This window comes from Ralstonia soli, from assembly GCF_023955655.1.
Lineage (GTDB): Bacteria > Pseudomonadota > Gammaproteobacteria > Burkholderiales > Burkholderiaceae > Ralstonia > Ralstonia soli.
In genome coordinates, this window is the sequence record NZ_JAMXHT010000004.1 from 23,383 (window position 1) to 48,257 (window position 24,875).

Consider the following 24,875-nt stretch of genomic DNA (forward strand, 5'->3'; position numbering starts at 1 on the left):
CAGGACGCATCATGGAGAACAAGACCGACCGGCCGGCCGAGGGGGCCGCAACGACGGCAGAGCAGGGCGCTAACGGTTCACTGGTTGCCCAGGCGATCGAATACCTCGCGGCCAATGCCGCTGGCAACGTTACGCTGACCGGCGAGCCGCTGGAGTCGCACGCACGCGGCACAATTGCCATTCTCGAAGGGCTGCGCGTTGATACGCCCTCGCTGCAGGCGGCTGCGTTGTTTCTGCTGCCCACGCTGGCGATGGACAACGAAAAGGCACTCGAGCCCGCGTTCGGCGCCGAGGTGGTCAAGCTCGTGCACGACGTGCGCCAGCTGCTGCGCATCGGAGCGATTGCGGGGCTCGTCAGCCCAACGGATGCTGGCGTCACCCGCAAGAACGAAGCCGAGGCACGTCGCGCCCAGGTCGAGGCGCTGCGCAAGATGTTGCTCGCGTTTGCGCAGGACATTCGCGTGGTGCTGATCCGCCTGGCGTCGCGGCTGCAGTCGCTGCGCTGGCTCGCGCAGACCAAGCGCGCAGCGCCCGAAGGCATGGCGCGCGAGACGCTCGACATCTACGCGCCGCTGGCCAACCGCCTGGGCATCTGGCAACTGAAGTGGGAGCTGGAAGACCTCGGTTTCCGCTTTGAAGACCCCGACACCTACAAGCGCATCGCGCGCCTGCTCGACGAAAAGCGTATCGAGCGAGAAAAGTTCATCGGCGAGGCCATCGCCCAATTGCAGAAGACGCTGCACGACGCCGGCATCCATGCCGAGGTGAGCGGCCGGCCCAAGCACATCTACAGCATCTGGAAAAAGATGCGCGGCAAGGAGCTCGACTTCGCCGATCTGTACGATGTGCGCGCCTTCCGCGTCATCGTTGACGACATCAAGGATTGCTATACCGTGCTCGGCTTCGTGCACCACATGTGGCAGCCGATCCCGAAGGAGTTCGACGACTACATCTCGCGTCCCAAGGCCAACGGCTACATGTCGCTGCACACCGTGGTGATCGGCGACGATGGCCGCGCGCTGGAGGTGCAGATCCGCACGCGCGAGATGCACCACTTTGCCGAGTACGGCGTGGCCGCGCACTGGCGCTACAAGGAGGCCGGCAGCAAGGGCTACGCCGGCCAGTTTTCCGCCAGCGAGCGCTACGACGAGAAGATCGCCTGGCTGCGTCAACTGCTCGCCTGGAAGGATGAAGCCGAGCACACCGTCGCGCACGAGGATTCGCCTTGGGAGCAACTCAAGCACACCGAGCTGGACGATCACATCTACGTGCTGACACCGCAGGCGCGCGTCATCGCCTTGCCGCAGGGCGCCACACCGGTCGACTTCGCCTATTACCTGCACAGCGATCTTGGCCACCGCTGCCGTGGCGCGCGCGTCGACGGCGCAATGGTGCCGCTGAACACGCCGCTCAAGAACGGACAGACGGCGGAGATCGTCACGGTCAAGCAGGGCGGGCCATCACGCGATTGGCTGAACCCCGAGCTGCACTATCTGGCAAGCCCGCGTGCCCGTGCAAAAGTGCGAGCATGGTTCAACGCGCTTGAATTGGAAGAAACGCTGGCCCAGGGCCGTGCGCTCATCGACAAGACACTTCAGCGCGAAGGCAAGACGGCCGTCAATCTGGAGGACCTGGCCGCCAAGCTTGGCTTCAAGTCATCGGACGATTTGTACGCCGTTGTCGCCAAGGACGAACTCAGCCTGCGCCGTGTCGAGGCCGTGCTGCGCTCGGACGGCGCGCCGCCCGCGCAGCAGGTGGATGAAGAAGCGTCGATCACCAAGAAGAGCAAGGCCACCAGCGTCGCCCGCGGTGCCAAGAGCGGCGTGCTGGTAGTGGGTGTCGATTCGTTGCTCACCCAGATGTCACGCTGCTGCAAGCCCGCGCCGCCGGATCCGATCGTCGGGTTTGTCACGCGCGGGCGCGGTGTGTCGATCCATCGGCAAAGCTGCGCGACGTTTCAGCAGTTGGCTGCCCGCGCGCCGGGTCGCGTGATCCAGACGGAGTGGGGGCAGCGCAGCGATTCGGTCTATCCGATCGACATCCAGGTCGAGGCGCTCGACCGCCAGGGCCTGCTGCGCGACATCTCGGAAATCCTCTCGCGCGAGAAGATCAACGTGACGGGCGTGCGTACGCTTTCAAGCAAGGGCGTCGCCAAAATGCAGTTCACGGCGGAGGTGGCGGAGGCGACACAACTGCAGCGCGCGCTGACTTTGATCGAAGAAGTGCAAGGGGTGTTGACAGCCAGGCGCAAGTGACGGTATAGTCTTGTTCTTCGGCAGGCTCGTAGCTCAGCTGGTTAGAGCACCACCTTGACATGGTGGGGGTCGTTGGTTCGAGTCCAATCGAGCCTACCAACGCATTTTTCAGGGCGCGTCGGGTAGGATGTCCAAGCCGTCATCCCTCGGGTTTGTCCCGTACAACTGAAGTCAAGGGCAAAACATGATTCAAGCACCGCGAACTACAACCGCTTCGGAGCGACAGTAGTCAAGGTGCGGTTTTCGCCCTTTGTGCTCTGCCCAAGCGGTAGTCAGCGCAAAAGAAAACGCGGCCTTGGCCGCGTTTTTTTTTCGTCCGCGTTTTCGTGTCATGCGTGGCGATCAGGCTGAAAGCGCTTCGAAGCATTGATTCGACAACCTGCTACGCCAGTCCGGCGTGGCGCACGACAGAATGACGATCGCCGCGTACCACTGCAGTGCGCGACGGTGACTCCACAGGAGCAAGCATGATCGCAATCACCCTGCCGGACGGTTCCCGGCGCGAGTTTCCCGGCCCGGTGACGGTGGCTGAAGTGGCACAAAGCATCGGCGCGGGTCTCGCCAAGGCCGCGCTGGCCGGCCGCGTGGACGGCCAGATGGTCGACACCAGCTACACGATCGATCGCGACGCCAAGCTTGCCATCATCACCGACAAGGATGCCGATGGTGTCGACGTGATCCGCCACTCGACGGCCCACTTGCTGGCCTACGCCGTCAAGGAGTTGTATCCGGACGCGCAGGTCACGATCGGCCCGGTCATCGATAACGGTTTCTACTACGACTTCGCCTACAAGCGTCCCTTCACGCCAGAGGACCTTGTTGCCATCGAAAAGAAGATGGCCGAGCTCGCCAAGAAAGACGAAAAGGTCACGCGCGAAGTCTGGAACCGCGACGACGCCGTCAAGCTGTTCCAGGGCATGGGCGAGAAGTACAAGGCTGAGATCATCGCCTCCATTCCGGAAGATCAGGAAATCGGCCTGTATCGCGAAGGCAATTTCGTTGACCTGTGCCGTGGCCCGCACGTGCCGTCCACCGGCAAGCTGAAGGTCTTCAAGCTGATGAAGGTGGCTGGCGCCTACTGGCGCGGCGATCACAACAACGAGATGCTCCAGCGCATCTACGGCACGGCCTGGGCCAAAAAGGAAGACCAGGAAGCCTATCTGCACATGCTAGAGGAGGCCGAAAAGCGCGACCACCGCAAGCTGGGTCGCGAACTCGATCTGTTCCACATCGACGAAACCGCCCCCGGCATGGTGTTCTGGCACCCCAAGGGTTGGACGCTGTGGCAGGAAGTCGAGCAGTACATGCGCCGCGTGTACCGTGAAAACGGCTACCAGGAAGTGAAGGGGCCGCAGATTCTCGACAAGTCGCTGTGGGAGAAGACCGGCCACTGGGACAAGTACCGCGAGAACATGTTCATCACGGAATCGGAAAAGCGCGAATACGCGCTCAAGCCGATGAACTGCCCCGGCCACATCCTGATCTACAAGCAGGGCATCAAGAGCTACCGCGATCTGCCGCTGCGCTTCGGCGAGTTCGGTGCCTGCCACCGCAACGAGCCCTCGGGTGGCCTGCACGGCATCATGCGCGTGCGCGGCTTTACGCAGGACGATGGTCACATCTTCTGTACGGAAGACATGATCCAGGCCGAAGTGACGGCGTTCACGACGCTGCTGCAGAAGGTCTACAAGGATTTCGGTTTTACCGAGATTCTCTACAAGCTGTCGACGCGCCCGGAAAAGCGCATCGGCACGGAAGAAAGCTGGGATCGCGCCGAAGCCGCGCTGGCCGAGGGCCTGCGTGCCTCTGGCTGCGAATTCGAATACCTGCCGGGCGAAGGTGCGTTTTACGGTCCGAAGATCGAATACGTGCTGAAAGATGCACTTGGACGCCAGTGGCAGTGCGGGACGATCCAGGTCGACCCGAACCTGCCGGAGCGTCTGGACGCCGAGTTTGTGGGCGAAGATGGTGCGCGCCATCGCCCGATCATGTTGCACCGGGCCATCGTGGGTAGCCTGGAGCGCTTTATCGGTATCTTGATCGAGCAATACGCCGGTGCGCTGCCGACGTGGCTTTCGCCGGTGCAGGTCGCGGTGCTCAGCATCACCGATTCGCACGCCGAATACGCACAATCCGTTGCGCAATCCCTGCAAAAACAAGGATTTAGGGCGGTCGTCGATTTGCGGAATGAGAAGATTGGGTATAAAATCCGCGAGCATTCCGTCCAGAAGGTCCCTTACCAGGTTGTGGTGGGCGACAAAGAACGGGATGAAAATCAGGTGGCCGTGCGTGCCCGTGGCAACGTCGATCTAGGCTCCATGCCGGTGTCGGCGTTCGTTGAGCGACTGCAGAACGATCTCGCCAACAAGTCATGAGCTGGACACGGCCTGTTTTTTTGATTCTTCGAGGACATCAACATCGCTACTGAGAAATCTCACCGCATCAACCGCGAGATCAGCGCACCGGAAATCCGGCTGACCGGGGTTGAGGGAGAAGCGCTCGGCATCGTCAAACTGTTCGACGCATTGCGTCTGGCAGAAGAAAAAGACGTCGACCTGGTCGAGATCGCACCGACTGCGCAGCCGCCCGTCTGCCGCCTGATGGACTATGGCAAGTTCAAGTATCAGGAACAGAAGAAGGCCCACGAGGCCAAGCTGAAGCAGAAGGTCATCCAGGTGAAGGAAGTCAAATTCCGCCCGGGTACCGACGACAACGACTACGACGTCAAGCTGCGAAACGCGACGCGCTTCCTGGAGGATGGTGACAGGGTAAAGGTTACCTTGCGTTTCCGCGGCCGCGAAATGGCTCACCAGGAAATCGGCATGCGCATGCTGGAGCGTATCAAGACTGACCTGGAGGAATTCGGTCAGGTTGAGCAGATGCCGAAGATGGAAGGTCGCCAGGCAGTGATGATGTTGGCACCCAAGAAGAAAAAGTAATGCAGTGGCGGCCGGACGATTCCGGCTGCGCTGAGCAGGTTCCAGACGGAAACGTCGGAAAACGCGGTGGGCTTCATCACCCATTGCGATACAACAAGTGAGTCCGGGTCATGCAAGTGTCGGCGCCAGCCGTCCACCTGGCTTCATGTCAAAAGCGGAGTTGTTCCATGCCGAAGATGAAGACGAAGAAAAGCGCCTCCAAGCGCTTTACTGCCCGTCCTGGTGGCACGATCAAACGTGGCCAAGCCTTCAAGCGTCACATCCTGACCAAGAAGACCACCAAGAACAAGCGTCACCTGCGCGGTACCGAGGGCGTCCATGAGACGAACCTGAAGTCCGTTCGCGCAATGATGCCGTACGCCTAACCCTAACTAACTACGAAAGGAGCATTTCATGCCTCGAGTAAAACGTGGGGTCACAGCGCGGGCCCGTCATAAGAAGGTTATCAACGCAGCCAAGGGTTACCGCGGCCGCCGCAATAACGTCTATCGCATCGCCAAGCAGGCGGTCATGCGTGCTGGTCAGTACGCTTACCGCGATCGTCGCAACAAGAAGCGCGTGTTCCGCGCACTCTGGATTGCACGTATCAACGCTGGCGCACGCGAGCATGGTCTGACCTACAGCAAGTTCATGAATGGCCTGAAGAAGGCGTCCATCGAACTGGACCGCAAGGTGCTGTCGGATATGGCCATTCACGACAAGGTGGCATTTGCCGCCATCGTGAACCAGGTGAAAGCCAACGTCGCCTGAGTTGGATTGGCCGGGCAGGCCGCTGGAATTGCCCAGTAAGTTTGCCGGCTGATCACCCTGACGGGGCTCTCACCGAGCCCCGTTTTTTATTTCGAATCCCCCGAATTTTTTCGCTCGCCTTCCCATGTCACTGGATCTGGACCAAGTCGTCGCCGATGCCCAAAACGCGTTTGCCTCCGTGGAGGATAACGCCTCGCTGGAAAACGAGAAGGCGCGCTTTCTCGGCAAGTCCGGCGTGCTGACCGACTTGCTCAAGGGCCTCGGCAAGCTCGATCCGGAGACGCGCAAGACCGAAGGCGCGCGCATCAACCAGGCCAAGAGCCGCGTTGAAGAAGCCCTGACCGCCCGCCGCCAGGCGCTGGCCGATGCGCTGATGAACGCGCGCCTGGCCGCCGAAGCGATCGACGTGACGCTGCCTGGCCGCGACGTGGCCGAGGGCAGTCTGCACCCGGTGATGAACACCTGGGAGCGCGTTGCCAAGATCTTCGGCTCGATCGGTTTCGATGTGGCCGACGGCCCCGAGATCGAATCCGACTGGATGAACTTCACGGCGCTGAACAACCCGGACAACCATCCGGCGCGCTCGATGCAGGACACCTTCTACATCGACGGCCGCGATAGCGACGACAAGCTCCTGCTGCTGCGCACGCACACCAGCCCGATGCAGGTGCGCTACGCCCGCATGCACGTCGAGAAGTACAAGCACCTCGACCGCATCCCGCCGATCAAGGTCATCGCCCCGGGCCGCACGTACCGCGTCGACAGCGACGCCACGCACTCGCCGATGTTCCACCAGGTCGAAGGCCTCTGGATTGCCGACAACATCAGCTTTGCCGACCTGAAGGGCGTCTATACCGATTTCCTGCGCAACTTCTTTGAGCGCGACGACATCCAGGTGCGTTTCCGCCCGTCGTACTTCCCGTTCACTGAGCCGTCGGCTGAAATCGACATGGCGTTCGGCAACGGCAAATGGCTGGAGATTTCCGGTTCCGGTCAGGTGCACCCGACTGTGGTGCGCAACATGGGCCTGGACCCGGAGCGTTACATCGGCTTCGCGTTCGGCTCCGGCCTGGAGCGCCTGACGATGCTGCGCTATGGCATCAACGATCTGCGCCTGTTCTTCGAGGGCGACGTACGTTTCCTGCGCCAGTTCGCATAACGCGTTCGTCATCCGCCTTCTCGTTCACCGAATTCTCTTTTCTGTCGCGCCATGCAATTTCCGGAATCCTGGCTTCGCAGTTTCGTCAATCCGCCGATCACCACCGATGAGCTGTCCCATCGCCTGACGATGGCTGGCCTCGAAGTGGAAGAGGTCGATCCCGTTGCGCCGCCGTTCACGAACATCGTCGTCGGCCATGTGGTCGAGGTGAACAAGCACCCGGACGCCGATCGCCTGAACGTCTGCAAGGTCGATGCGGGCACGGGTGAGCTGCTGCAGATCGTCTGCGGCGCGCCGAACGTGTCGGTCGGCATCAAGGTGCCGTGCGCGATGGTGGGCGCAGAACTGCCGCCGGGCGAAGACGGTAAGCCGTTCAAGATCAAGATCGGCAAGCTGCGTGGCGTGGAGAGCTACGGCATGCTGTGCTCGGCGCGCGAGCTGAAGCTCTCGGAAGACCACGGCGGCCTGCTGATCCTGCCGGAAGACACGCCGGTGGGCGCGGACATCCGCAAGGTGCTGGATCTGGACGATCAGATCTTTGTCATCAAGCTCACGCCCAACAAGGCGGACTGCCTGTCGATCCACGGCGTGGCGCGCGAAGTGTCTGCGCTGACAGGCGCGCCGATCACGGTGCCGTCGATGGCGCCCGTGGCAGTGACGCTGGCGGACAAGCTGCCCGTCAAGGTCGAAGCGCCGGACCTGTGTGGCCGCTTCTCGGGCCGCATCATCCGCGGCGTGAATGCACACGCGAAGACGCCGGCGTGCATGGTTTCGCGCATCGAGCGCGCGGGCATGCGCAGCGTGTCGGCGCTGGTCGATATCTCCAACTACGTGATGCTGGAGTTGGGCCGTCCGTCGCACGTGTTCGATCTGGACAAGATCCACGGCGGCCTGACGGTGCGCTGGGGCAAGGCTGGCGAAGAGCTCAAGCTGCTGAACGGCGACACCATCACCGTCGACGAAAAGGTCGGTGTGATTGCCGACGAGCAGGCGATTGAAAGCCTGGCCGGCATCATGGGCGGCGACAAGACCGCCGTCACGCTCGACACGCAAAACATCTACGTCGAAGCTGCGTTCTGGTGGCCCGAGGCCATTCAAGGCCGTGGCCGCCGCTACAACTTCTCGACGGATGCTGGCCATCGCTTCGAGCGCGGCGTCGATTACGCGACCACCGTTGAACACATCGAGCGCATCAGCGCGTTGATCCTCGAGATCTGCGGTGGCCAGGCTGGCCCGATCGATGACCAGATCGTCAACCTGCCCAAGCGTGAGCCAGTGCGCATGCGCGTGGCACGTGCGGCGCGCGTGCTCGGCATTCCGCTGTCGCACGAAGTCGTGGCGGACGTGTTCAAGCGTCTCGGCCTCACGTTCAACGTGGACGGCGATGTGTTCATCGTAGAGCCGCCGTCGTACCGCTTCGACATTGAAATCGAAGAAGACCTGATCGAAGAAGTTGCTCGCATCTACGGCTTTGAGCAGATCCCGGCCAAGCCGCCGGTCGCCGAAAACGCGATGCGCCCGACCAACGAGGCGCGCCGCACGATGCACGACGTACGTCACGCCGTGGCTGCACGTGACTATCACGAGGTCGTCAACTTCGCCTTCGTGGAGAAAGACTGGGAAGCCGACTTTGCCGGCAACACCAACCCGATCCCGCTGCTGAACCCCATCGCCAGCCAATATTCGGTGATGCGCAGCACGCTTATCGGCGGTTTGCTCGACAAGGTGCGCTACAACCTGAACCGCAAGGCTTCGCGTGTGCGCATGTTCGAGGTGGGCCGCGTGTTCCACCGCGATGCGAGCGTCGCGGATGGTGGTCTCTCCATCGCGGGCTATGCACAGCCGATGATGGCGGGCGGCATTGCCTACGGCCCGGCGAAGGAAGAGCAATGGGGCGTGCAGACCCGCGCTGTCGATTTCTTCGACGTGAAGGGTGATGTGGAATCGCTGTTGTGGCCGTTGCAGGCGCGCTTCGAGCGTGTTGAGCATCCGGCGCTGCATCCGGGTCGCTCCGCACGTGTGGTGCTGAACGGCCGTGCCATCGGCTGGATCGGTGAGCTGCATCCGCGCTGGCTGCAGAAGTACGATCTGCCGACCGCGCCGGTGGTGTGGGAACTGGAGCTCGATGCGATCACGGCGATCGGCCTGCCGAAGTATCGTGAAGTGCCGCGCGTGCCGGCCGTGACGCGCGATATCGCATTGGTCGTGCGCCAGGATGTGGCGGTGCAGGACCTCGTCGATACGTTCGAGAAGACCGCTGTCGGGACCCCGTGGCAACGTTATCTGCAAGGCGTTGTGCTGTTCGACGAGTTCCGTCCGAAGGCCGCTACGGCCGCCATTGGGGCGCAGGAGAAAAGCCTTGCCTTCAGAATTACGTTGCAAGATACTGACAGCACCCTCCAGGACGACATTGTCGAGGCCGCCACACAGCAACTGATTCGAGCGGCCGGCGATGCATTCGGCGCGCGCCTGCGCGCCTGACGTCCGCGCCGCGTGAGAGACAGCTCGAACGAACCTCCGCATTCGGATCGATCAACGCCTAAGCGAATCCTATGAACGATCAACACGCGCCCGCGTTGGCGGCATCCTCCTTGGGCGACTCGCTCGGTTCTTCGTCGACCGCACTGTCCGACGCGCGTGACGCACGTGCACAGGAGGTGCCAACCCTTACCAAGGCCGAGCTTGCTGAGATGCTGTTCGAGCAAGTTGGTCTGAACAAGCGTGAATCGAAGGACATGGTCGAGGCGTTCTTCGACGTGATTCGTGAGGCGCTCGAACAGGGCGATAGCGTCAAGCTGTCCGGCTTTGGCAACTTCCAGTTGCGCGACAAGCCGCAGCGTCCGGGCCGCAACCCCAAGACGGGGGAGATCATCCCGATTACCGCGCGTCGCGTCGTCACATTCCACGCCAGTCAGAAGCTCAAGGCGCTCGTGGAAGAGCGCGTCGAGCCCTTGCCGGCCGATGCCGTGGGCGCTGTCTAATTCCAGCAGTTTCAATCATTCCGTTTCTTTCGCCAGCCCTTCATGGCCGCCGATAAACACACGGAGCGGGTCAACCTGCCACCGATTCCTGCCAAGCGCTACTTCACCATCGGTGAGGTGAGTGATTTGTGTGCCGTCAAGCCGCACGTGCTGCGCTACTGGGAGCAGGAGTTCACGCAACTCAAGCCGGTCAAGCGGCGCGGCAATCGTCGCTATTACCAGCACCATGAAGTGCTGCTGATCCGGCGCATCCGCGAATTGCTGTACGAGCAGGGCTTCACGATCAATGGCGCGCGCAACCGCCTCGATGAGTTGCGACATGGCGTCGGCGCGGCGCCGGTGCAAGCTGCTGAACCCGAGGTGGATGCCCCTGTTGTGCCGCCCCTGGTGGGGACGGCTGGTGCGGTTGATGTGCCGAGCTTGCGGCGCGAACTGCAATCGGTGCTGGAGATTTTGCACGGCGATAAACCGTAAGCGCACTCGGCAACCCACTAGCCATCTGCACAACGGCTCTGTTATACTTTCATGCTTGTTCGGGGCGTAGCGCAGCCTGGTAGCGTACCTGCATGGGGTGCAGGTGGTCGGAGGTTCAAATCCTCTCGCCCCGACCAGAAATATCGAAGGACTTACGGTGATGAGCCGTAGGTCCTTTTTGTTTTTGTGCGCACAACAACGGCCAGGCGCTGTTCAAGCGATGAACTCATTCCGGTATAGCGACGATGAAATCGGTGCGGTTTATCGCGTCATTCGTGAGCGGCGCGACATGCGCCACTTTCGCCCAGACCCACTAGACGGGGCGCTGCTGACGCGGTTGTTGCAGGCGGCGCACCTTGGACCCAGCGTCGGCTTCATGCAGCCCTGGCGCTTCATCCAAATCACAGATCGAGACTTGCGAGCCCGCGTGCATGCCCTCGTCGAGGCCGAGCGTCAGCGGACGGCCGTTGCGCTGGGCGAGCGGCAGGATGATTTCATGCGGCTCAAGGTAGAAGGCATTCTCGAGTGCGGCGCGGTGTTGGTGGCGGCGCTGATGGATGACCGTGAGCGGCATGTCTTCGGCCGGCGCACGCTGCCGGAGATGGATCTCGCTTCCGTCGCGTGCGCGATCCAGAATCTGTGGCTGGCCGCCAGGGCGGAAGGGGTTGGCATGGGGTGGGTTTCCTTGTTCGATCCCGGGCAGCTTGGTGAGCTTCTTCATCTGCCGCCCGGCGCCAAACCGATCGCCGTGCTGTGTCTGGGCTACGTCGATCAGTTCTACGGCAAGCCGATGCTGGAGCAGCAAGGGTGGGCAGCACGGCAGCCACTGCATGAACTGCTCTTCGAAAACAGTTGGGGCAGTCCGAGCGCGCTTGCCACCGGGATGCAAAGCAACTCCGATTGAGCGACCCAGCTCAACCTGGCGCCGGCGCATGTTGCCCGGTAATCGTCCGTCGATACCGCGCGGGCGTCATTCCCAACTGCTGCTTGAACGCCTTGCCGAACGCCGCTTCGGCTTGATAGCCGACGCGTGTGCCAATCTCGCCGGCGCTCAGGCGCGTGTGGATCAACTGGTCGCACGCGAGTGTCATGCGCACGCGCGTGAGGAAGTCCCATACCGTCATGTCGGCGCGTGCCTTGAAATGCCGAGCGTAAGTGGCGCGCGACATGGCGGCCAGGTCGGCGAGGGTGTCGATGGTCCACGGGCGTTCGGGCGCGCTGAGCATGGCCTGTATGGAAGGCCCGAGGCGCGCGTCGGATAGCAGCGTCAACGTGCCGGGGGCGGCGTTCTCGCGTTGGCCGTAGACGCGCAGGGCGAGCGTCAGCAGTGCCTGGCTCAGCGAGGTGACGATCGCCAGCGCGCCAGCTGCACGCAGTTCGGCCTCGCTTCGCATGAGATCGATCAGTGCCCGCAATGCAGGGAACGACGCGCTGTTGGCCAATGACACATGCAGCGGATCGGGCAGCGTACGCACCAACAGCGTGGTCGAGCCGGGCTCGTGGACGAAGCGGCCGCAGAGCAGGTCGACCTCTGCCGCGCCACGACCGGTCTGGCGCAGCGGAAGCATGCCGTCATGGGCGACGCGCGGTTTGCGGCTGGTGGCGGCGTGCGCGGGGTCGCGGATGGTGTGCGCCTCACCGCGTGGAAAGAGGATGAAATCGCCCTCGTGCAACGTGAGCGACCGGCCACCGGCATCCACCACGCAGGCGCCGGCTAGCACGAGGTGGAAGAGCACCTGGCCATCCGGTTCGGGTTCATGCGGAATTGAGAAGGGGCCCTGAAACAGGCATCGCACATCCAGGCTGGCTTGAGGCCGCGTGAGCTGGATGAACTGGCTGAGCGCGTCCATTGAGACGATTTCGCTAAAAATTGACGGAATTGAGTATTCAGTGGATCGGTGAAAAAAACAATACTCTTCCCAACGGCGAAGGCATCGGGCCAGCGCCATACCACCGGGAGCACATCATGCTGAACTGGGTTGAGTATCGGAAGGAACTGTTGGGGCGCATTGGCGAGATCGGCAAGATCACGCCGGATACGGTCAAGGGCTATCAGACGCTATCGGGTGCGTCGACGGGCAGTCTGGATGCGAAGACGCGTGAGTTGATTGCCCTGGCCGTGGCCGTGACCACGCGTTGCGATGGCTGTATCACCGTGCACACCGCCGAGGCGATCAAGCATGGCGCCACGCATCAGGAGATTGCCGATGCGCTGAGCGTGGCGATCTCGCTCAATGCCGGTGCAGCACTGGTGTACTCGGCCCGCGTGATGGATGCGGTGCAGGCCTACGAGAAGGCGTGAAGGCAGAGCCTAGCGCGCGATCCGCAGGCGGCACGTGGCCTGCCGTGTGCCGCCGGGAGCAAGCAGATGCAGCCCCTCGCCGTGGTGGATCGCGTTCGGTAGGCCCATCCACGGTTCGATGCAGTAGAAGTCGGACGTGGCGTTTTCCGTCCAGGTGGTGATGGCATGCCAGGGCACCGGCGCGCCGTCCACCTCGAAACGGATGCGGCGGCCGAGCGGTGCCTCTGCGTGCGGCGGGATGATGAGCGTGGCGGCACCCGAACCGTCGAGCAGGTGGTAGCGGTCCTGCAGCGCAGGGTCATTGAGTTGGTAGGTCCGGCGCCCCGGCACGGGCGTATCCAGGCTGCCGTCGGGCAGTTGGCGCGACAGCCGCGCGGGCGGCATCAATAGCTCGGTCGCGTCGCGCAACGCATGCGGCAGCGCCAGGTAGAAATGATGGCCTGCGTAGAACGGCATTGGCATGCGCGCATCGCCTTCGCCCAGGTGCTTGACAGAGAAGGTTCCCTCCAGCCCGTCGTGGATCAGCCGGTACGTCACCCGAAATTCAAAGGCGAACGGGTAGCCTTCGCGCGTCTGCGGGCTGTCGCGCAGCAGCAGGACGATGTGCGCGTCGCTGGCGTCTTCCACCTCGAACGGCAGGTCGCGTGCAAAGCCGTGTTGCGGCAGGGCGTGAAGCTGCCCACGAGTGTCGCGCCAATGGCCGATCTCGCCATCGGCGAAATGCCGCCCGATGAAAGGGAAAAGCAGCGGATTGCCGCCGCGTATCTTGGCGGGGTTGGACCAGTCCGCGGGTTCGGGCCAGAAGAGGATGTCTTCGCCGCGATGGCGCCAGCGCACGAGGCGCCCGCCGGCTTCCGGTGCGAGCAACAGCATGGAGCCATCGGCGCGTGTATCGCCAATGCGGATGAGCGTGCGGTCCTGGAAGCGGACGGTGGGCAGTGCGTGCATGGGCTGAGCGGCGTGGCTTGTTGGCATGGGAATCGCGTACTAGATTGTCAATGCGTTTTGCCCGGAGGGAAACCATGTCTGTCAATCGCACCGCCCGTTCGGGCGTCCAGATGCGGCCCGCACACACTGTGCCCCCACCCGACGAGCCCTCGCCGCCGGGTATTCCTCCCGATCTGCCATCGCCTGATGAACCGCCGCCGCCGGTCGAGCCTCCGGAGGTTGTTTGGGGAACCTCGGGGATGTAATAGGCGGTTACCAATCGTCACAGCTTTGCGTGAAGCGGTTCGTAAGATAAGCGCCAGTTCTCGCGCGACTGCGCCTTTCTCAACGACAATACGAGCCCGATCATGTCGATTCTTCCGCGTCTGACCCTGTGCGCTGTGCTGGTGGCCTCGATGGCCGGCTGTGTTGTGGCCCCGCCGCAGCAGACCCGTACGGTGGTGGTGCGCGAGCCGGTTCCGGTGGCGGCGCCCGCGCCCGTCGATCCGCGTGCCCGCTTTGACCAGGTGCAAGGCCGCTTGGCTGAAGAATTCCACCGTGTCGACGTGCGCCAGTCGCAAGGCTATATCGATCCGTACCGCGCCGATGGCCTGCGTGACCGCCTGCGCCGTATCCGCCAGGAAGCCAACGACATGGCCAGCCAGCACCGCGGCGGCCTGTCCGGCGACGAGCAGCGCGCGCTGAATGACGAACTCGGTGCCGTGGCGCACGATATCGGCCGCTAAGTCGTTTCCTTTCGCCCAAATTTCGCCGATGCTGCGCTGCGGTATCGGCGAAATGCAGTGTTGCGCCGCCGAGTGCGCACATTCGGTGCGCGCCCGGCGGAAGCTGGTACGCTTGCGTTCCTCCTCAGAACGCCAGCCCCTCCCGCGGCCCTCTGCCGTGCGAAAGATCATCCACTGCGACTGCGATTGCTTCTACGCCGCCATCGAGATGCGCGACGATCCGCGCCTGGCCGGCAAGCCGCTGGCCGTGGGTGGGCGGCCCGAGCGTCGCGGCGTGGTCGCGACCTGCAATTACGAGGCGCGCAAGTTCGGCATCCATTCGGCGATGCCCATGGCGCAGGCCGTCAAGCGCTGTCCGGACCTGCTGATCGTGCCGCCGGCCATGGACAAATATCGCCAGGTCGCGCGCCAGATCTTCGCCATCTATCACAGCTACACGCCGCTGGTGGAGCCGCTCTCGCTGGATGAGGCCTACCTGGACGTGACCGACAGCCCGATCCTCGCCGGCAGTGGCACGCGCATCGCCGAGGACATCCGGCGCCGCGTGCGCGAAGAGATCGGTATTACCGTGTCGGCCGGTGTGGCGCCCAACAAGTTCATCGCCAAGATCGCCAGCGACTGGAACAAGCCCGATGGCCTGTTTGTCGTGCGGCCGGAGCAGATCGATGCGTTCGTGGCGGCGCTGCCCGTGGACCGCCTGTTTGGCGTGGGCAAGGTGACGGCAGCCAAGCTGCGCCGCCTGGGCGCAGAAACCTGCGGCGACCTGCGTGCCTGGGGCACCGACCGCCTGCAGCAGCATTTCGGCGTGTTCGGTTTCCGGCTGCACGATCTTTGCCGCGGCGTCGATCACCGGCAGGTGCAACCGTCGCAGATTCGCAAGTCCGTCAGCGTGGAAGAAACGTATGCCACCGATCTGCGCACGCTCGACGATTGCCAGCGCGAGCTGGTCATCCTCGTTGAACAGCTGGCCGCCCGCGTCGAGCGCGCTCGTGCCGGCAACATGATCCACAAGACCTACGTGAAGCTGCGTTTTGCGGATTTTCGCGGCACGACGGTGGAGTGCATCGCGCCCCAGGTGTCGCTGCCGGTGTTTGCCAAACTGCTGACGCAGGGGTTTGAGCGCCGGCGGATTCCGGTGCGGCTGCTGGGTGTGGGCGTGCGGCTGCATGAGTCGGATGCGCACGCGCGCCAGCAGCCGCTGTTTGCCGAAGATTCTGCTGCCATCGACTGAGTTTTTGCACCTCGGCGGGGCAGCCGGATCCGAATTGTCCTATTTTCCTGTCTGCATCACGGCGACTTGAGGGTGGAGTGTCGCCGGCGGGTAAAATGCCCGCTTTTTTGCATAATCCGCCGCCGCGCACTACACGTGCGCGACAGTGCATTCCGTCACATTCGGGTGCACGCAGACAGGAGACGCAGTCATGAGTTTGTTTCGTACCAAGAACGTGGATCACATGATCCGCGCGGGCCACAGCAATACGGGCCTGAAGAAAGTCCTCGGGCCCCTGGACCTGACCTTCCTGGGCGTCGGCGCCATCATCGGCACCGGCATCTTCGTCCTGACGGGCACGGGCGCATTGACCGCCGGGCCCGCGCTAACGTTGTCCTTTATCGTTGCGGCGCTCGCCTGCGGGTTTGCAGCGCTGTGCTATGCCGAATTCGCCTCGACCATTCCGGTGTCCGGCTCCATCTATACGTATGCCTACGCCACCATGGGTGAGCTCGTCGCCTGGATCATCGGCTGGGACCTGATGCTCGAATACGGCCTCGCCACCTCCGCCGTGTCGGTGGGTTGGTCGGGCTATTTCCAATCGCTGCTCTCGGGTTTCGGCGTCCATCTGCCCGTGGCACTCACGGCGGCGCCGGGTGCAATCCCGGGCGTGCAGACGCTGTTCAACCTGCCGGCGCTGGTGATCATGCTGCTCATCACCACGGTGCTGTCGTTCGGCGTGCGTGAGTCGGCGCGTGCCAACAACGTCATGGTCGTGATCAAGGTGACGGTGGTGCTGCTGTTCATCTTTGTGGGCGTGCGCCACGTGCAGCCGGCCAACTGGCAGCCGTTCATGCCGTTCGGCATGGAAGGCGTGTTCGGGGCGGCGGCGATCGTGTTCTTCGCCTTCATCGGTTTCGACGCGGTCACCTCCGCGGCCGAAGAGGTGCGCAATCCCAAGCGCGACCTGCCGATCGGTATCATCGGCTCGCTGGCGGTCTGCACGATTCTCTATGTGGTCGTGGCGGCCATCATGACCGGCATCGTGCCGTTCGCGAAGTTCGCTGGCGTGGACCATCCGGTGTCGCTGGCGCTGCAGATGGCCGGCGAGAGCTGGGTTGCGGGCTTTGTGGACCTGGGCGCCATCATCGGCATGACGACCGTGATCCTGGTGATGGCATACGGCCAGACCCGCATCATCTTCGCCATGTCGCGCGATGGACTGCTGCCCAAGCGCCTGTCGCACATCCATCCGCGCTATTCGACACCGTTCCTGAACACATGGGTGGTCGGCATCGTGTTCGCGGTGATCGCCGCATTCGTGCCGCTGAACGTGCTGGCCGAGCTGATCAACATCGGCACGCTGGCGGCGTTCTCGCTGATTGCCGTTGCGGTGCTGGTGCTGCGCCGTACGCGTCCGGACCTGCATCGCGGCTTCCGCTGCCCGGGCGTGCCGGTGGTGCCGTTGCTGGCCATCGGCATGTGCCTGTTCTTGATGAGTCATCTGCAGGCCGTGACCTGGATCGCTTTCGTGGTGTGGGTCGCGATCGGCCTGCTGGTGTATTTCGGCTATGCGCGTCGCCGTTCGTTGCTCCACACGCCGGCCCAAGGCGTGGCATCGATTTCCGAGACGGTGCATTAAGCGCGATATGCCAAGCGCGGAAACCGCATGCAGGTTTTCCGCGCTGAGCGATCCCGTAATTGCGGTGGAACCCATTCCCTGATGACATGGGTGCCACCTCGCCACACGCGACGTTCTGCCGCTGCCTGAAAGGTTGTCTTGCCAGTCAGTGCGTAACTATTACAACGCCGGTGTATTGCATTCAACCGCGGCATCACTTTGCGGTGAGGCCAAGCATTCGGCGTTGACATCAACGTGCCGCACACGCCGTAGTTGCATGAGGCGGCACGCCTTTTCTGACGTATCCGGCACGCGCCTTGCGTGTGGCGTCCGCTTTGCTCTGCCGGCCCGGCGCCTGGTCCTGACAAAAAAGCATAACTGCGATCCAGGGCGCGCGAGGCCTGATGCCATATGGGATGGTCGTTCCAGGCCATCGCAGGGCAGAGGCAGTGCCACAAAATACCGCTCGCACGCGCATCGCAAGCTGTGGTTAAAATGATCTGTGCAGTCAGACACAATGTCTGACGAAACCTTGCCGGCCCCCCCGCACGGTTTCCACGCAACAGCGTGTGCGTTGTTGTCCATTGCAATCGGAGGGCTTTGACGATGGAAATCAAGTTCGAAAAGAAAGAGGCGTACGACATCAACAACGAAGGCCTGCTGTTCGACGCACTGGTCGACGGTGAAAAGGTGACTTGCGTGGCAACACGCGAGGCGCTTTGGGAAGGCCTGGAAGGTGATCAGGTGTTGTCGCTTCAGGCTGCCTTCGAGGCTGGCCAAGAGCGGATCCAGGATGCCGCACGCGTGCTCATCGCAGATGGCGTGCAGCGATCCAATGGGTTGGATGATTTGCCGCAGCCGGTCGTGGTCAAGCGCGCGCATATTGCCGTGGCCTGAGTCTGACGGTTGTCTGCGTAGACATCGGCGTGTCTGATGTTTCTGCACGGCGGGCGCCTTGTCCGCGAGTTGAAAAAAGCCGGTCCGTGTGGCCGGCTTTTTCATTGTGCGGAGATTTCCCCACTTGACAGAGGCAAGATCCGCTCTGATTATTAACATGTTAATTATATGAGCAGCAGGAGACACCGATGCGGCGAGGCAGAGTGGCATTGGCGGATGGTCGGATACGCGAGATGGTGCTGGCGCCCGTTACTGAGCGCGCCGAAACCGGGGGCGAGGTGCATTGGCTGCCGCCGGTCGCAGGCACAGTCGTAGGTGCATTGCTGAACTACCGGGGCGAGATGGAAGCCCTTGGCGACGCGCTTTCTGCACCGCCGTATCAGGCGCCGCCGAAAGCGCCCATTTTGTATCTCAAGCCTGCCAACACGCGCATCGGCCATGGGCAGGATGTCGTACTGCCGGCAGACGTCGATGCCGTCTGGGCGGGGGGGTGTCTGGGCGTGGTGATCGGCCGCACCGCCACGCGCGTAAGCGCAGAGTGCGCGGCGGACTTCATCGCCGGATATACCATCGTCAACGATCTGACTGTGCCGCACGCCAGCTACTACCGCCCGGCGATTCGCCACAAGTGTCGCGATGGCTTCTGCCCGATCGGCCCATGGGTTGTTGACCGCGACGATGTGCCGGATGCCGACGCGCTTGATGTCACGGTGCGCATCAATGGCGAGATCCGGCAGCGCGCAAACACGGCGTCGCTGGTGCGGCCCGTGGCGCAACTGCTGGCTGATGTGACGGCATTCATGACGCTGGAAGCCTGCGACGTGCTGCTCGTCGGCATGCCCGAGAACCCGCCGCTGGCGCGCGCGGGTGACCGCATCGATATCGACATCGCGCACATTGGCACGCTGACGACGCAGCTGGTGCGCCACGCGCAAGGGGCATCGCGATGAAACACGCACGCATTGCCTACGACGGCGCGATCCACCGAGCCACCGCAGTGCCCGGCGACGACACCCGCCTGCGATTAGCCGACGGCCGCATCCTGCACGAGACCCAAGTCGTCTGGCTCCCACCCGTCGAGCCGCGCACAATTTTCGCGCTGGGCTTGAATTACGCCGACCATGCCAAGGAACTCGCCTTCAAGGCACCCGAAGAGCCGCTGGCCTTCCTGAAAGGGCCGAACACGCTGATTGGCCACCGCGCGCGCACCGTGCGGCCGGCGGGGGTCGCGTTCATGCACTACGAGTGCGAGCTGGTCGTGGTGATCGGCAAGACGGCGAGCAATGTGCCGCGCGAGCGCGCGTATGAGGTTGTTGCCGGCTACACGGTGGCCAACGACTACGCCATCCGCGACTATCTCGAAAACTACTACCGCCCGAACCTGCGCGTGAAGAGCCGCGATACGTGCACGCCCATCGGCCCGTGGCTGGTCGACCGCGACGACGTGCCCGACCCGATGAACCTCGCGCTGCGCACCACAGTCAACGGCCGTGTCACGCAAGAGGGCAGCACGCGCGACATGATCTTCGATATCCCGGCGTTGATCGCGTGGTTCTCCAGCTTCATGACGCTCGCGCCGGGCGACATGATCCTCACCGGCACGCCGGAGGGTCTGGCCGATACCCAACCCGGCGACGAAGTGGTGACCGAAATCGAAGGCATCGGCAGGCTAGTGAGCACCATCGCCGCTGAACAAACGAAGGAGCCCGCATGAACATGGACCCCATCCAACACTGGATCGATGGCCGGCAAGTCGACAGCGCAGAGCGCTTTGTCACCACCAACCCGGCTACGGGCGAGGCGATTACCGAGGTGGCACTCGGCGGCGAAGCGGAAATCAACGCCGCGGTGGCGGCCGCCAAGGCCGCATTCCCTGCTTGGGCCAACACGCCGGCCAAGCAGCGCGCCAAGCTGATGCGCCGCCTGGGCGAGTTGATCGAACAGAACGTGCCGCACCTCGCCGCGCTGGAGACGATGGACACCGGCCTGCCGATCGCGCAGACGAGCAAGCAGCTCATTCCGCGCGCTTCCGAGAACTTTCATTTCTTTGCCGAGGTGTGCACGCAGGTCAACGGCCGGACGTATCCGGTGGATGACCAGATGCTGAACTACACGCTGTACCAGCCGGTGGGGGTGTGTGCGCTGATCTCGCCGTGGAACGTGCCGTTCATGACCGCCACGTGGAAGGTCGCGCCGTGCCTGGCGCTGGGCAATACGGCGGTGCTGAAGATGTCGGAGCTGTCGCCGTTGACGGCAGACCAACTTGGCCGGCTGGCGCTGGAGGCCGGCATTCCGCCCGGCGTGCTCAATGTGGTGCAGGGCTATGGCGCCACCGCCGGCGACGCGCTGGTGTGCCATCCGGATGTGCGCGTGGTGTCGTTCACTGGAGGCACCGTCACGGGCAAGCGGATCATGGAACGCGCCGGCCTGAAGAAATTCTCGATGGAGCTGGGCGGCAAATCGCCGGTGTTGATCTTTGACGATGCGGACCTGGATCGCGCGCTGGACGCGTCGCTCTTCACCATCTTCTCGATCAACGGGGAGCGCTGTACCGCAGGCTCGCGCATCTTCGTGCAGGAAAGCGTCTACGACGACTTCGTGCGCAAGTTTGCCGAGCGCGCCAAGCGGCTTGTGGTCGGTGATCCGGCGGACGAGAAGACCAACGTCGGCTCGATGATCACGCGCGCGCACTGGGAGAAGGTGACGGGCTACATCCGCCTGGGCGAGCAGGAGGGCGCCAGGATCCTTGCGGGCGGCCCGGGCAAGCCGGTGGGTTTGCCCGAGCACCTGAAGAACGGCAACTTCGTCGCGCCGACGGTGCTGGCCAATGTCGACAACCGCATGCGTGTGGCGCAGGAAGAGATCTTCGGCCCTGTCGCCTGCCTGATCCCGTTCAAGGATGAGGCCGATGGCCTGAAGCTCGCCAACGACGTGGAGTACGGCCTGGCTTCGTACATCTGGACGCAGGATGTGGGTAAGGTGCACCGCCTGGCACGCGGCATCGAGGCGGGCATGGTGTTCGTCAACAGTCAGAACGTGCGCGACCTGCGCCAGCCATTCGGCGGCGTAAAGGCCTCGGGCACCGGGCGTGAGGGCGGCGAGTACAGTCTGGAAGTGTTTGCCGAGATCAAGAACGTCTGCATTTCGATGGGCAGCCACCACATCCCGCGCTGGGGCGTTTGACGCGCCGCCGGACAACCCAAGACAAAGGCGGAAGGAGACACCATGGGCAAGCTGGCCTTGGCCGCGAAGATCACCCACGTGCCGTCGATGTACCTGTCGGAGCTGCCCGGCAAGCACCACGGGTGCCGGGCAGCGGCCATCGAGGGGCACCGCATCATCGGGCAGCGCTGCCGCGATCTGGGCGTGGATACGATCGTTGTATCGGACGTGCACTGGCTGGTCAACGCCGGCTACCACGTCAATTGCAATGCGCGCTTCGAGGGCGTCTATACGAGCAACGAGCTGCCGCACTTCATCCAGAACATGCGGTATGCGTATCCGGGCAATCCGGCGCTCGGTCGATTGATTGCCGAAACGGCCACGGCGCGCGGTGTGTTCACGCGTGCGCACGAGATCGACAGCCTCGAACTCGAATACGGCACGCTGGTGCCAATGCGCTACATGAACAGCGACCAGCACTTCAACGTCGTGTCGATTGCCGGGTGGTGCGCGTGGCACAAGCTCGAGGAGAGCCGACGTTTTGGCGCCGCGCTGCTTGAAGCCATCGAGGCCAGCGACAGCACCGTCGCGTTCCTCGCCAGCGGATCGCTCTCACACCGCTTCAACGACAACGGCAGCCCCGAGGACTCCATCCACCAGATCAGCCGCGAGTTTTACAGGCAGGTCGATCTGCGCGTGGTCGATCTGTGGAAGCAGGGCGACTGGAAGACCTTCTGCGCGATGCTGCCCGAATACGCACAGCTGTGCGAAGGCGAGGGCGGCATGCATGACACCGCCATGCTGCTCGGGCTGCTCGGCTGGGATGCCTACGACAAGGGCATCGAAGTCGTCACCGAGTATTTCCCCAGTTCCGGCACGGGCCAGATCAACGCGATTTTCCCGCTCCCGGACCGAGCATAAGCAGGAGGCTGCCATGCCCCACGTCATCGTCGAATACACCGACAACCTGGGCGACGACGCCCGTATTCCGCTGCTGCTGCAGGCAATCAACGAGACGCTGATCGCGCAGAACGGCGTGTTCCCGACCGGCGGTATCCGATCGCGCGCCATCAAGCTGACGGACTACCGCGTGGCCGATGGCAAGGAGGACGATGCCTTCGTCCACGTCACGCTCAAGATCGGCGCGGGCCGCACGCCCGAGGTCAAAAAGGCCGCCAGCGATGCGCTGTTCGAGGCGATCAAGGCGCACTTCGCCGAAGCCTTTGCGCGCCGTTACCTGGCGCTGTCGATGGAGCTGACCGAGTTTGACGAGGGCGGCAGCTACAAGCACAACAATATCCACGCGCGTTTCCGCAAGGCTTGATCCATGCTCGAACCCACGACCCTCCAGGCCATTGCGCGCCGCCTGCACCAGGCAGAGATCGACCGCAAACAGATCCGCCAGGTGTCGCTCGATCATCCCGAGATCACCATCGAAGATGCCTACGCAATCCAGCGCGAATGGGTGGCGATGAAGCTGGCAGAAGGCCGGCGTCTCAAGGGCCACAAGATCGGTTTGACGTCACGCGCGATGCAACAGTCCTCACAGATCGACGAGCCGGACTACGGCGCGTTGCTCGACGACATGTTCTTTGCCGAGGGCAGCGAGATTCCCGCCGGCCGCTTCATCGTGCCGCGCGTGGAGGTGGAATTGGCTTTTGTGCTCGGCAAGCGGCTGGAAGGCCCGGAGGTGACGTTGTTCGACGTGTACGATGCGGTGGACCACGTGATTCCTGCGCTGGAGATCATCGACGCGCGTTCTCAATCGGTTGACCCCGACAGCGGCCGCCCGCGCAAGGTGTTCGACACGATTGCCGACAACGCGGCCAATGCCGGCGTGGTGATGGGCGGGCGGCCGATCCGCATGCGCGATGTGGATTTGCGCTGGGTCGGTGCCATCCTGTCGCGTAACGCCGTCATCGAAGAGACCGGCGTGGCGGCCGGTGTGCTCAACCACCCGGCCAACGGCGTGGTCTGGCTGGCCAATAAGCTGGCGCCGTACGACGTGGCGCTGGAGCCGGGGCAGATCATCCTGGGTGGCTCGTTCACGCGTCCGGTGGCTGCGCGCCCCGGTGATACCTTCCACTGCGATTACGGCCCGCTTGGCAGCATCGCGTGCCGCTTTGTCTGATCACCCGACATCGACTGAACAGGATGCCCACCATGCAACTCCCGGTGAATCTCTTCAAGCGCGCGCTGGCCGAGCGCCGGCCGCAGATCGGCCTGTGGCTTGCGATGACGCATCCGTATTCGGCCGAGATCGTCGCCGGTGCCGGTTTCGACTGGCTGCTGATCGACAACGAACACGCGCCGAACCAACTGCAATCGACACTCGCGCAACTGCAGGCGATCGCGCCGTACGCGTCGCACCCCATCGTGCGGCCCGCGTGGAATGACCCCGTCGAGATCAAGCGCCTGCTCGACATCGGCGCGCAGACGCTGCTGGTGCCGATGGTGCAGAACGCCGACGAGGCGCGCGCCGCGGTGGAGGCGATGCGCTATCCGCCTGACGGCATTCGCGGCGTGGGCAGCGCGCTGGCCCGCGCGTCACGCTGGAACCGCGTGGACGATTACCTCCGCCAGGCGAATACGCAGATATGCACGCTTATCCAGGTGGAAACGACGGAGAGCCTGGCGCATCTCGACGCGATCCTGGCAGTGGAGGGCGTGGACGGCGTCTTCATCGGCCCGGGCGACTTGGCGGCCTCCATGGGGCATCTCGGTGCGCCAGGCCATCCGGAAGTCCGCAAGGTGATCGACGAGACGATCCGCCGCATCGTGGCCTCGGGCAAGGCGGCAGGCATCCTGTCGGCCGATCAGGCACAGGCACGGCACTACCTGTCGCTCGGGGCGACCTTCGTTGCGGTGGGGACAGATGTCACGCTGCTGGCGCGCAGTGCCGAACAACTGGTGCAGGCGTTCAAGGGAGAGGACGCTGCCAAGCCGCAGACGGCCGGCAGCGTGTATTGACGGCCGCTATTCTTCGCCGGTAAAGCGCGCCATCGGCGTGTGCGTTTCCATGAGCTGGATCGACTCGTCGATGGCGACGTAGAGCGCATCGAGCCGCTCGCGACCGAGCTGTGCCTCGATGCGCGCGTATTCCGCATCCACCTGCGGCTCCACATTGGCCAGGAAAGCGCGGCTCTTGGGCGTGAGCGAAATCAGCTGCCGGCGCTGATCCACCGCCGACTTCGTTCGCACGATCATCTCGGACTGCTCCATCGCCGCGAGCATGCGCGTCAGGCTCGGGCTGAGGATCAGGCACGCGTCGGCAAGCTGGTTGGGCTCCATGTCGCCCGTGTCGTTGAGCGTACGCAGTACGCGCCATTGCTGCTCGGTGATACCGTGCTCGCGCAGGATCGGCCGAAAGCGCGCCATGAAGGTTTCACGCGCGCGCAGCAGCAGATGCGGCAGGTTGCGATGCTTGAAGGCGGAAGCCATAGCGGGTGTTG

General features: G+C 63.3%; 25 protein-coding genes and 2 tRNA genes. 24 read left to right on the forward strand and 3 right to left on the reverse strand.

Translation table 11 applies throughout. The features are described from left to right. Nucleotides 1-11: 11 nt before the first annotated feature. From NG900_RS10365 to bluB, 12 genes are all read left to right on the forward strand, one after another. Complete coding sequence (locus NG900_RS10365) at nucleotides 12-2,255, forward strand: RelA/SpoT family protein (protein ID WP_252679897.1); 2,244 nt, start codon at nucleotides 12-14, stop codon at nucleotides 2,253-2,255. Nucleotides 2,256-2,277: 22 nt separating this feature from the next. Further along, nucleotides 2,278-2,354: transfer RNA gene (locus tag NG900_RS10370), tRNA-Val, on the forward strand. A gap of 368 nt (nucleotides 2,355-2,722) precedes the next feature. Beyond that, nucleotides 2,723-4,630 carry a threonine--tRNA ligase gene (thrS, locus tag NG900_RS10375; RefSeq protein WP_252679898.1) on the forward strand — a complete coding sequence of 636 codons (1,908 nt, stop codon included), beginning with the start codon at nucleotides 2,723-2,725 and terminating at the stop codon, nucleotides 4,628-4,630. Between the two features lie 42 nt (nucleotides 4,631-4,672). Continuing rightward, the gene (gene infC, locus NG900_RS10380) at nucleotides 4,673-5,194 is read left to right on the forward strand and encodes a translation initiation factor IF-3 (protein ID WP_420804146.1); all 522 of its coding nucleotides are present in this window, start codon (nucleotides 4,673-4,675) and stop codon (nucleotides 5,192-5,194) included. 167 nt (nucleotides 5,195-5,361) lie between these two features. Further along, a complete protein-coding gene (gene rpmI, locus NG900_RS10385) occupies nucleotides 5,362-5,559 on the forward strand; it encodes a 50S ribosomal protein L35 (RefSeq protein ID WP_004636003.1) in 198 nt (65 codons plus the stop codon). Between the two features lie 28 nt (nucleotides 5,560-5,587). Continuing rightward, nucleotides 5,588-5,944, forward strand: coding sequence for a 50S ribosomal protein L20 (gene rplT, locus NG900_RS10390; RefSeq protein ID WP_039597500.1), 357 nt, complete (start codon nucleotides 5,588-5,590; stop codon nucleotides 5,942-5,944). A 130-nt stretch (nucleotides 5,945-6,074) separates the two neighbouring features. Further along, nucleotides 6,075-7,103: a phenylalanine--tRNA ligase subunit alpha gene (pheS, locus tag NG900_RS10395; protein WP_252680873.1), complete on the forward strand. Its 1,029-nt coding sequence runs from the start codon at nucleotides 6,075-6,077 to the stop codon at nucleotides 7,101-7,103. 51 nt (nucleotides 7,104-7,154) lie between these two features. Continuing rightward, complete coding sequence (gene pheT, locus NG900_RS10400) at nucleotides 7,155-9,584, forward strand: phenylalanine--tRNA ligase subunit beta (RefSeq protein ID WP_252679899.1); 2,430 nt, start codon at nucleotides 7,155-7,157, stop codon at nucleotides 9,582-9,584. 71 nt (nucleotides 9,585-9,655) lie between these two features. Beyond that, a complete protein-coding gene (locus tag NG900_RS10405; protein ID WP_252679900.1) occupies nucleotides 9,656-10,084 on the forward strand; it encodes an integration host factor subunit alpha in 429 nt (142 codons plus the stop codon). Nucleotides 10,085-10,126: 42 nt separating this feature from the next. Continuing rightward, nucleotides 10,127-10,558 (forward strand): MerR family transcriptional regulator, encoded by a 432-nt coding sequence (locus NG900_RS10410; protein ID WP_252679901.1) that lies wholly within the window; start codon nucleotides 10,127-10,129, stop codon nucleotides 10,556-10,558. Between the two features lie 60 nt (nucleotides 10,559-10,618). Next, nucleotides 10,619-10,695 (forward strand) — tRNA-Pro (locus tag NG900_RS10415). Nucleotides 10,696-10,778: 83 nt separating this feature from the next. Then, nucleotides 10,779-11,462 carry a 5,6-dimethylbenzimidazole synthase gene (gene bluB, locus NG900_RS10420; RefSeq protein WP_252680876.1) on the forward strand — a complete coding sequence of 228 codons (684 nt, stop codon included), beginning with the start codon at nucleotides 10,779-10,781 and terminating at the stop codon, nucleotides 11,460-11,462. Between the two features lie 10 nt (nucleotides 11,463-11,472). Here the strand turns inward: bluB and NG900_RS10425 are convergent, their stop codons facing one another. Continuing rightward, nucleotides 11,473-12,408, reverse strand: a complete 936-nt coding sequence (locus NG900_RS10425) for a cupin domain-containing protein (protein WP_252679903.1) — start codon at nucleotides 12,406-12,408, stop codon at nucleotides 11,473-11,475. 116 nt (nucleotides 12,409-12,524) lie between these two features. Between NG900_RS10425 and NG900_RS10430 the strand changes: the two genes are divergently transcribed. After that, entirely contained in the window at nucleotides 12,525-12,860 is a 336-nt protein-coding gene (locus NG900_RS10430; protein WP_252679905.1) for a carboxymuconolactone decarboxylase family protein, read from the forward strand. Nucleotides 12,861-12,869: 9 nt separating this feature from the next. Here NG900_RS10430 and NG900_RS10435 read toward each other — a convergent pair whose 3' ends face one another. Beyond that, nucleotides 12,870-13,808 carry an aldose epimerase family protein gene (locus tag NG900_RS10435; RefSeq protein ID WP_252680878.1) on the reverse strand — a complete coding sequence of 313 codons (939 nt, stop codon included), beginning with the start codon at nucleotides 13,806-13,808 and terminating at the stop codon, nucleotides 12,870-12,872. A 347-nt stretch (nucleotides 13,809-14,155) separates the two neighbouring features. On the opposite strand from NG900_RS10435, the gene NG900_RS10440 reads away from it, so the two are divergent. The 11 genes from NG900_RS10440 to hpaI all read left to right on the forward strand — a co-directional run bounded on the left by NG900_RS10440 (nucleotide 14,156) and on the right by hpaI (nucleotide 24,393). After that, nucleotides 14,156-14,533 (forward strand): hypothetical protein, encoded by a 378-nt coding sequence (locus NG900_RS10440; protein ID WP_252679907.1) that lies wholly within the window; start codon nucleotides 14,156-14,158, stop codon nucleotides 14,531-14,533. 157 nt (nucleotides 14,534-14,690) lie between these two features. Continuing rightward, a complete protein-coding gene (gene dinB, locus NG900_RS10445) occupies nucleotides 14,691-15,764 on the forward strand; it encodes a DNA polymerase IV (RefSeq protein ID WP_252679908.1) in 1,074 nt (357 codons plus the stop codon). Nucleotides 15,765-15,954: 190 nt separating this feature from the next. After that, nucleotides 15,955-17,385 carry a branched-chain amino acid transporter BcaP gene (locus tag NG900_RS10450; RefSeq protein ID WP_252679909.1) on the forward strand — a complete coding sequence of 477 codons (1,431 nt, stop codon included), beginning with the start codon at nucleotides 15,955-15,957 and terminating at the stop codon, nucleotides 17,383-17,385. A 585-nt stretch (nucleotides 17,386-17,970) separates the two neighbouring features. Further along, complete coding sequence (locus NG900_RS10455; protein ID WP_252679910.1) at nucleotides 17,971-18,261, forward strand: DUF1488 family protein; 291 nt, start codon at nucleotides 17,971-17,973, stop codon at nucleotides 18,259-18,261. A gap of 233 nt (nucleotides 18,262-18,494) precedes the next feature. After that, the gene (locus NG900_RS10460; protein ID WP_420804147.1) at nucleotides 18,495-19,211 is read left to right on the forward strand and encodes a fumarylacetoacetate hydrolase family protein; all 717 of its coding nucleotides are present in this window, start codon (nucleotides 18,495-18,497) and stop codon (nucleotides 19,209-19,211) included. Further along, complete coding sequence (locus NG900_RS10465) at nucleotides 19,208-19,975, forward strand: fumarylacetoacetate hydrolase family protein (RefSeq protein WP_252679912.1); 768 nt, start codon at nucleotides 19,208-19,210, stop codon at nucleotides 19,973-19,975. Before NG900_RS10460 ends, NG900_RS10465 begins: the two co-directional genes overlap by 4 nt. A gap of 2 nt (nucleotides 19,976-19,977) precedes the next feature. Beyond that, nucleotides 19,978-21,444, forward strand: a complete 1,467-nt coding sequence (gene hpaE / locus NG900_RS10470; protein ID WP_252680881.1) for a 5-carboxymethyl-2-hydroxymuconate semialdehyde dehydrogenase — start codon at nucleotides 19,978-19,980, stop codon at nucleotides 21,442-21,444. Between the two features lie 42 nt (nucleotides 21,445-21,486). After that, nucleotides 21,487-22,344, forward strand: coding sequence for a 3,4-dihydroxyphenylacetate 2,3-dioxygenase (gene hpaD, locus NG900_RS10475; RefSeq protein WP_252679914.1), 858 nt, complete (start codon nucleotides 21,487-21,489; stop codon nucleotides 22,342-22,344). A 13-nt stretch (nucleotides 22,345-22,357) separates the two neighbouring features. After that, the gene (locus NG900_RS10480) at nucleotides 22,358-22,747 is read left to right on the forward strand and encodes a 5-carboxymethyl-2-hydroxymuconate Delta-isomerase (protein ID WP_252679916.1); all 390 of its coding nucleotides are present in this window, start codon (nucleotides 22,358-22,360) and stop codon (nucleotides 22,745-22,747) included. A gap of 3 nt (nucleotides 22,748-22,750) precedes the next feature. After that, a complete protein-coding gene (hpaH, locus tag NG900_RS10485) occupies nucleotides 22,751-23,554 on the forward strand; it encodes a 2-oxo-hept-4-ene-1,7-dioate hydratase (RefSeq protein WP_252679918.1) in 804 nt (267 codons plus the stop codon). Nucleotides 23,555-23,586: 32 nt separating this feature from the next. Further along, the gene (gene hpaI / locus NG900_RS10490) at nucleotides 23,587-24,393 is read left to right on the forward strand and encodes a 4-hydroxy-2-oxoheptanedioate aldolase (protein WP_252679920.1); all 807 of its coding nucleotides are present in this window, start codon (nucleotides 23,587-23,589) and stop codon (nucleotides 24,391-24,393) included. Between the two features lie 6 nt (nucleotides 24,394-24,399). On the opposite strand, the gene hpaR is transcribed toward hpaI, so the two are convergent. Next, nucleotides 24,400-24,864 carry a homoprotocatechuate degradation operon regulator HpaR gene (gene hpaR, locus NG900_RS10495; RefSeq protein WP_252679921.1) on the reverse strand — a complete coding sequence of 155 codons (465 nt, stop codon included), beginning with the start codon at nucleotides 24,862-24,864 and terminating at the stop codon, nucleotides 24,400-24,402. Between the last annotated feature and the right edge of the window lie 11 nt (nucleotides 24,865-24,875).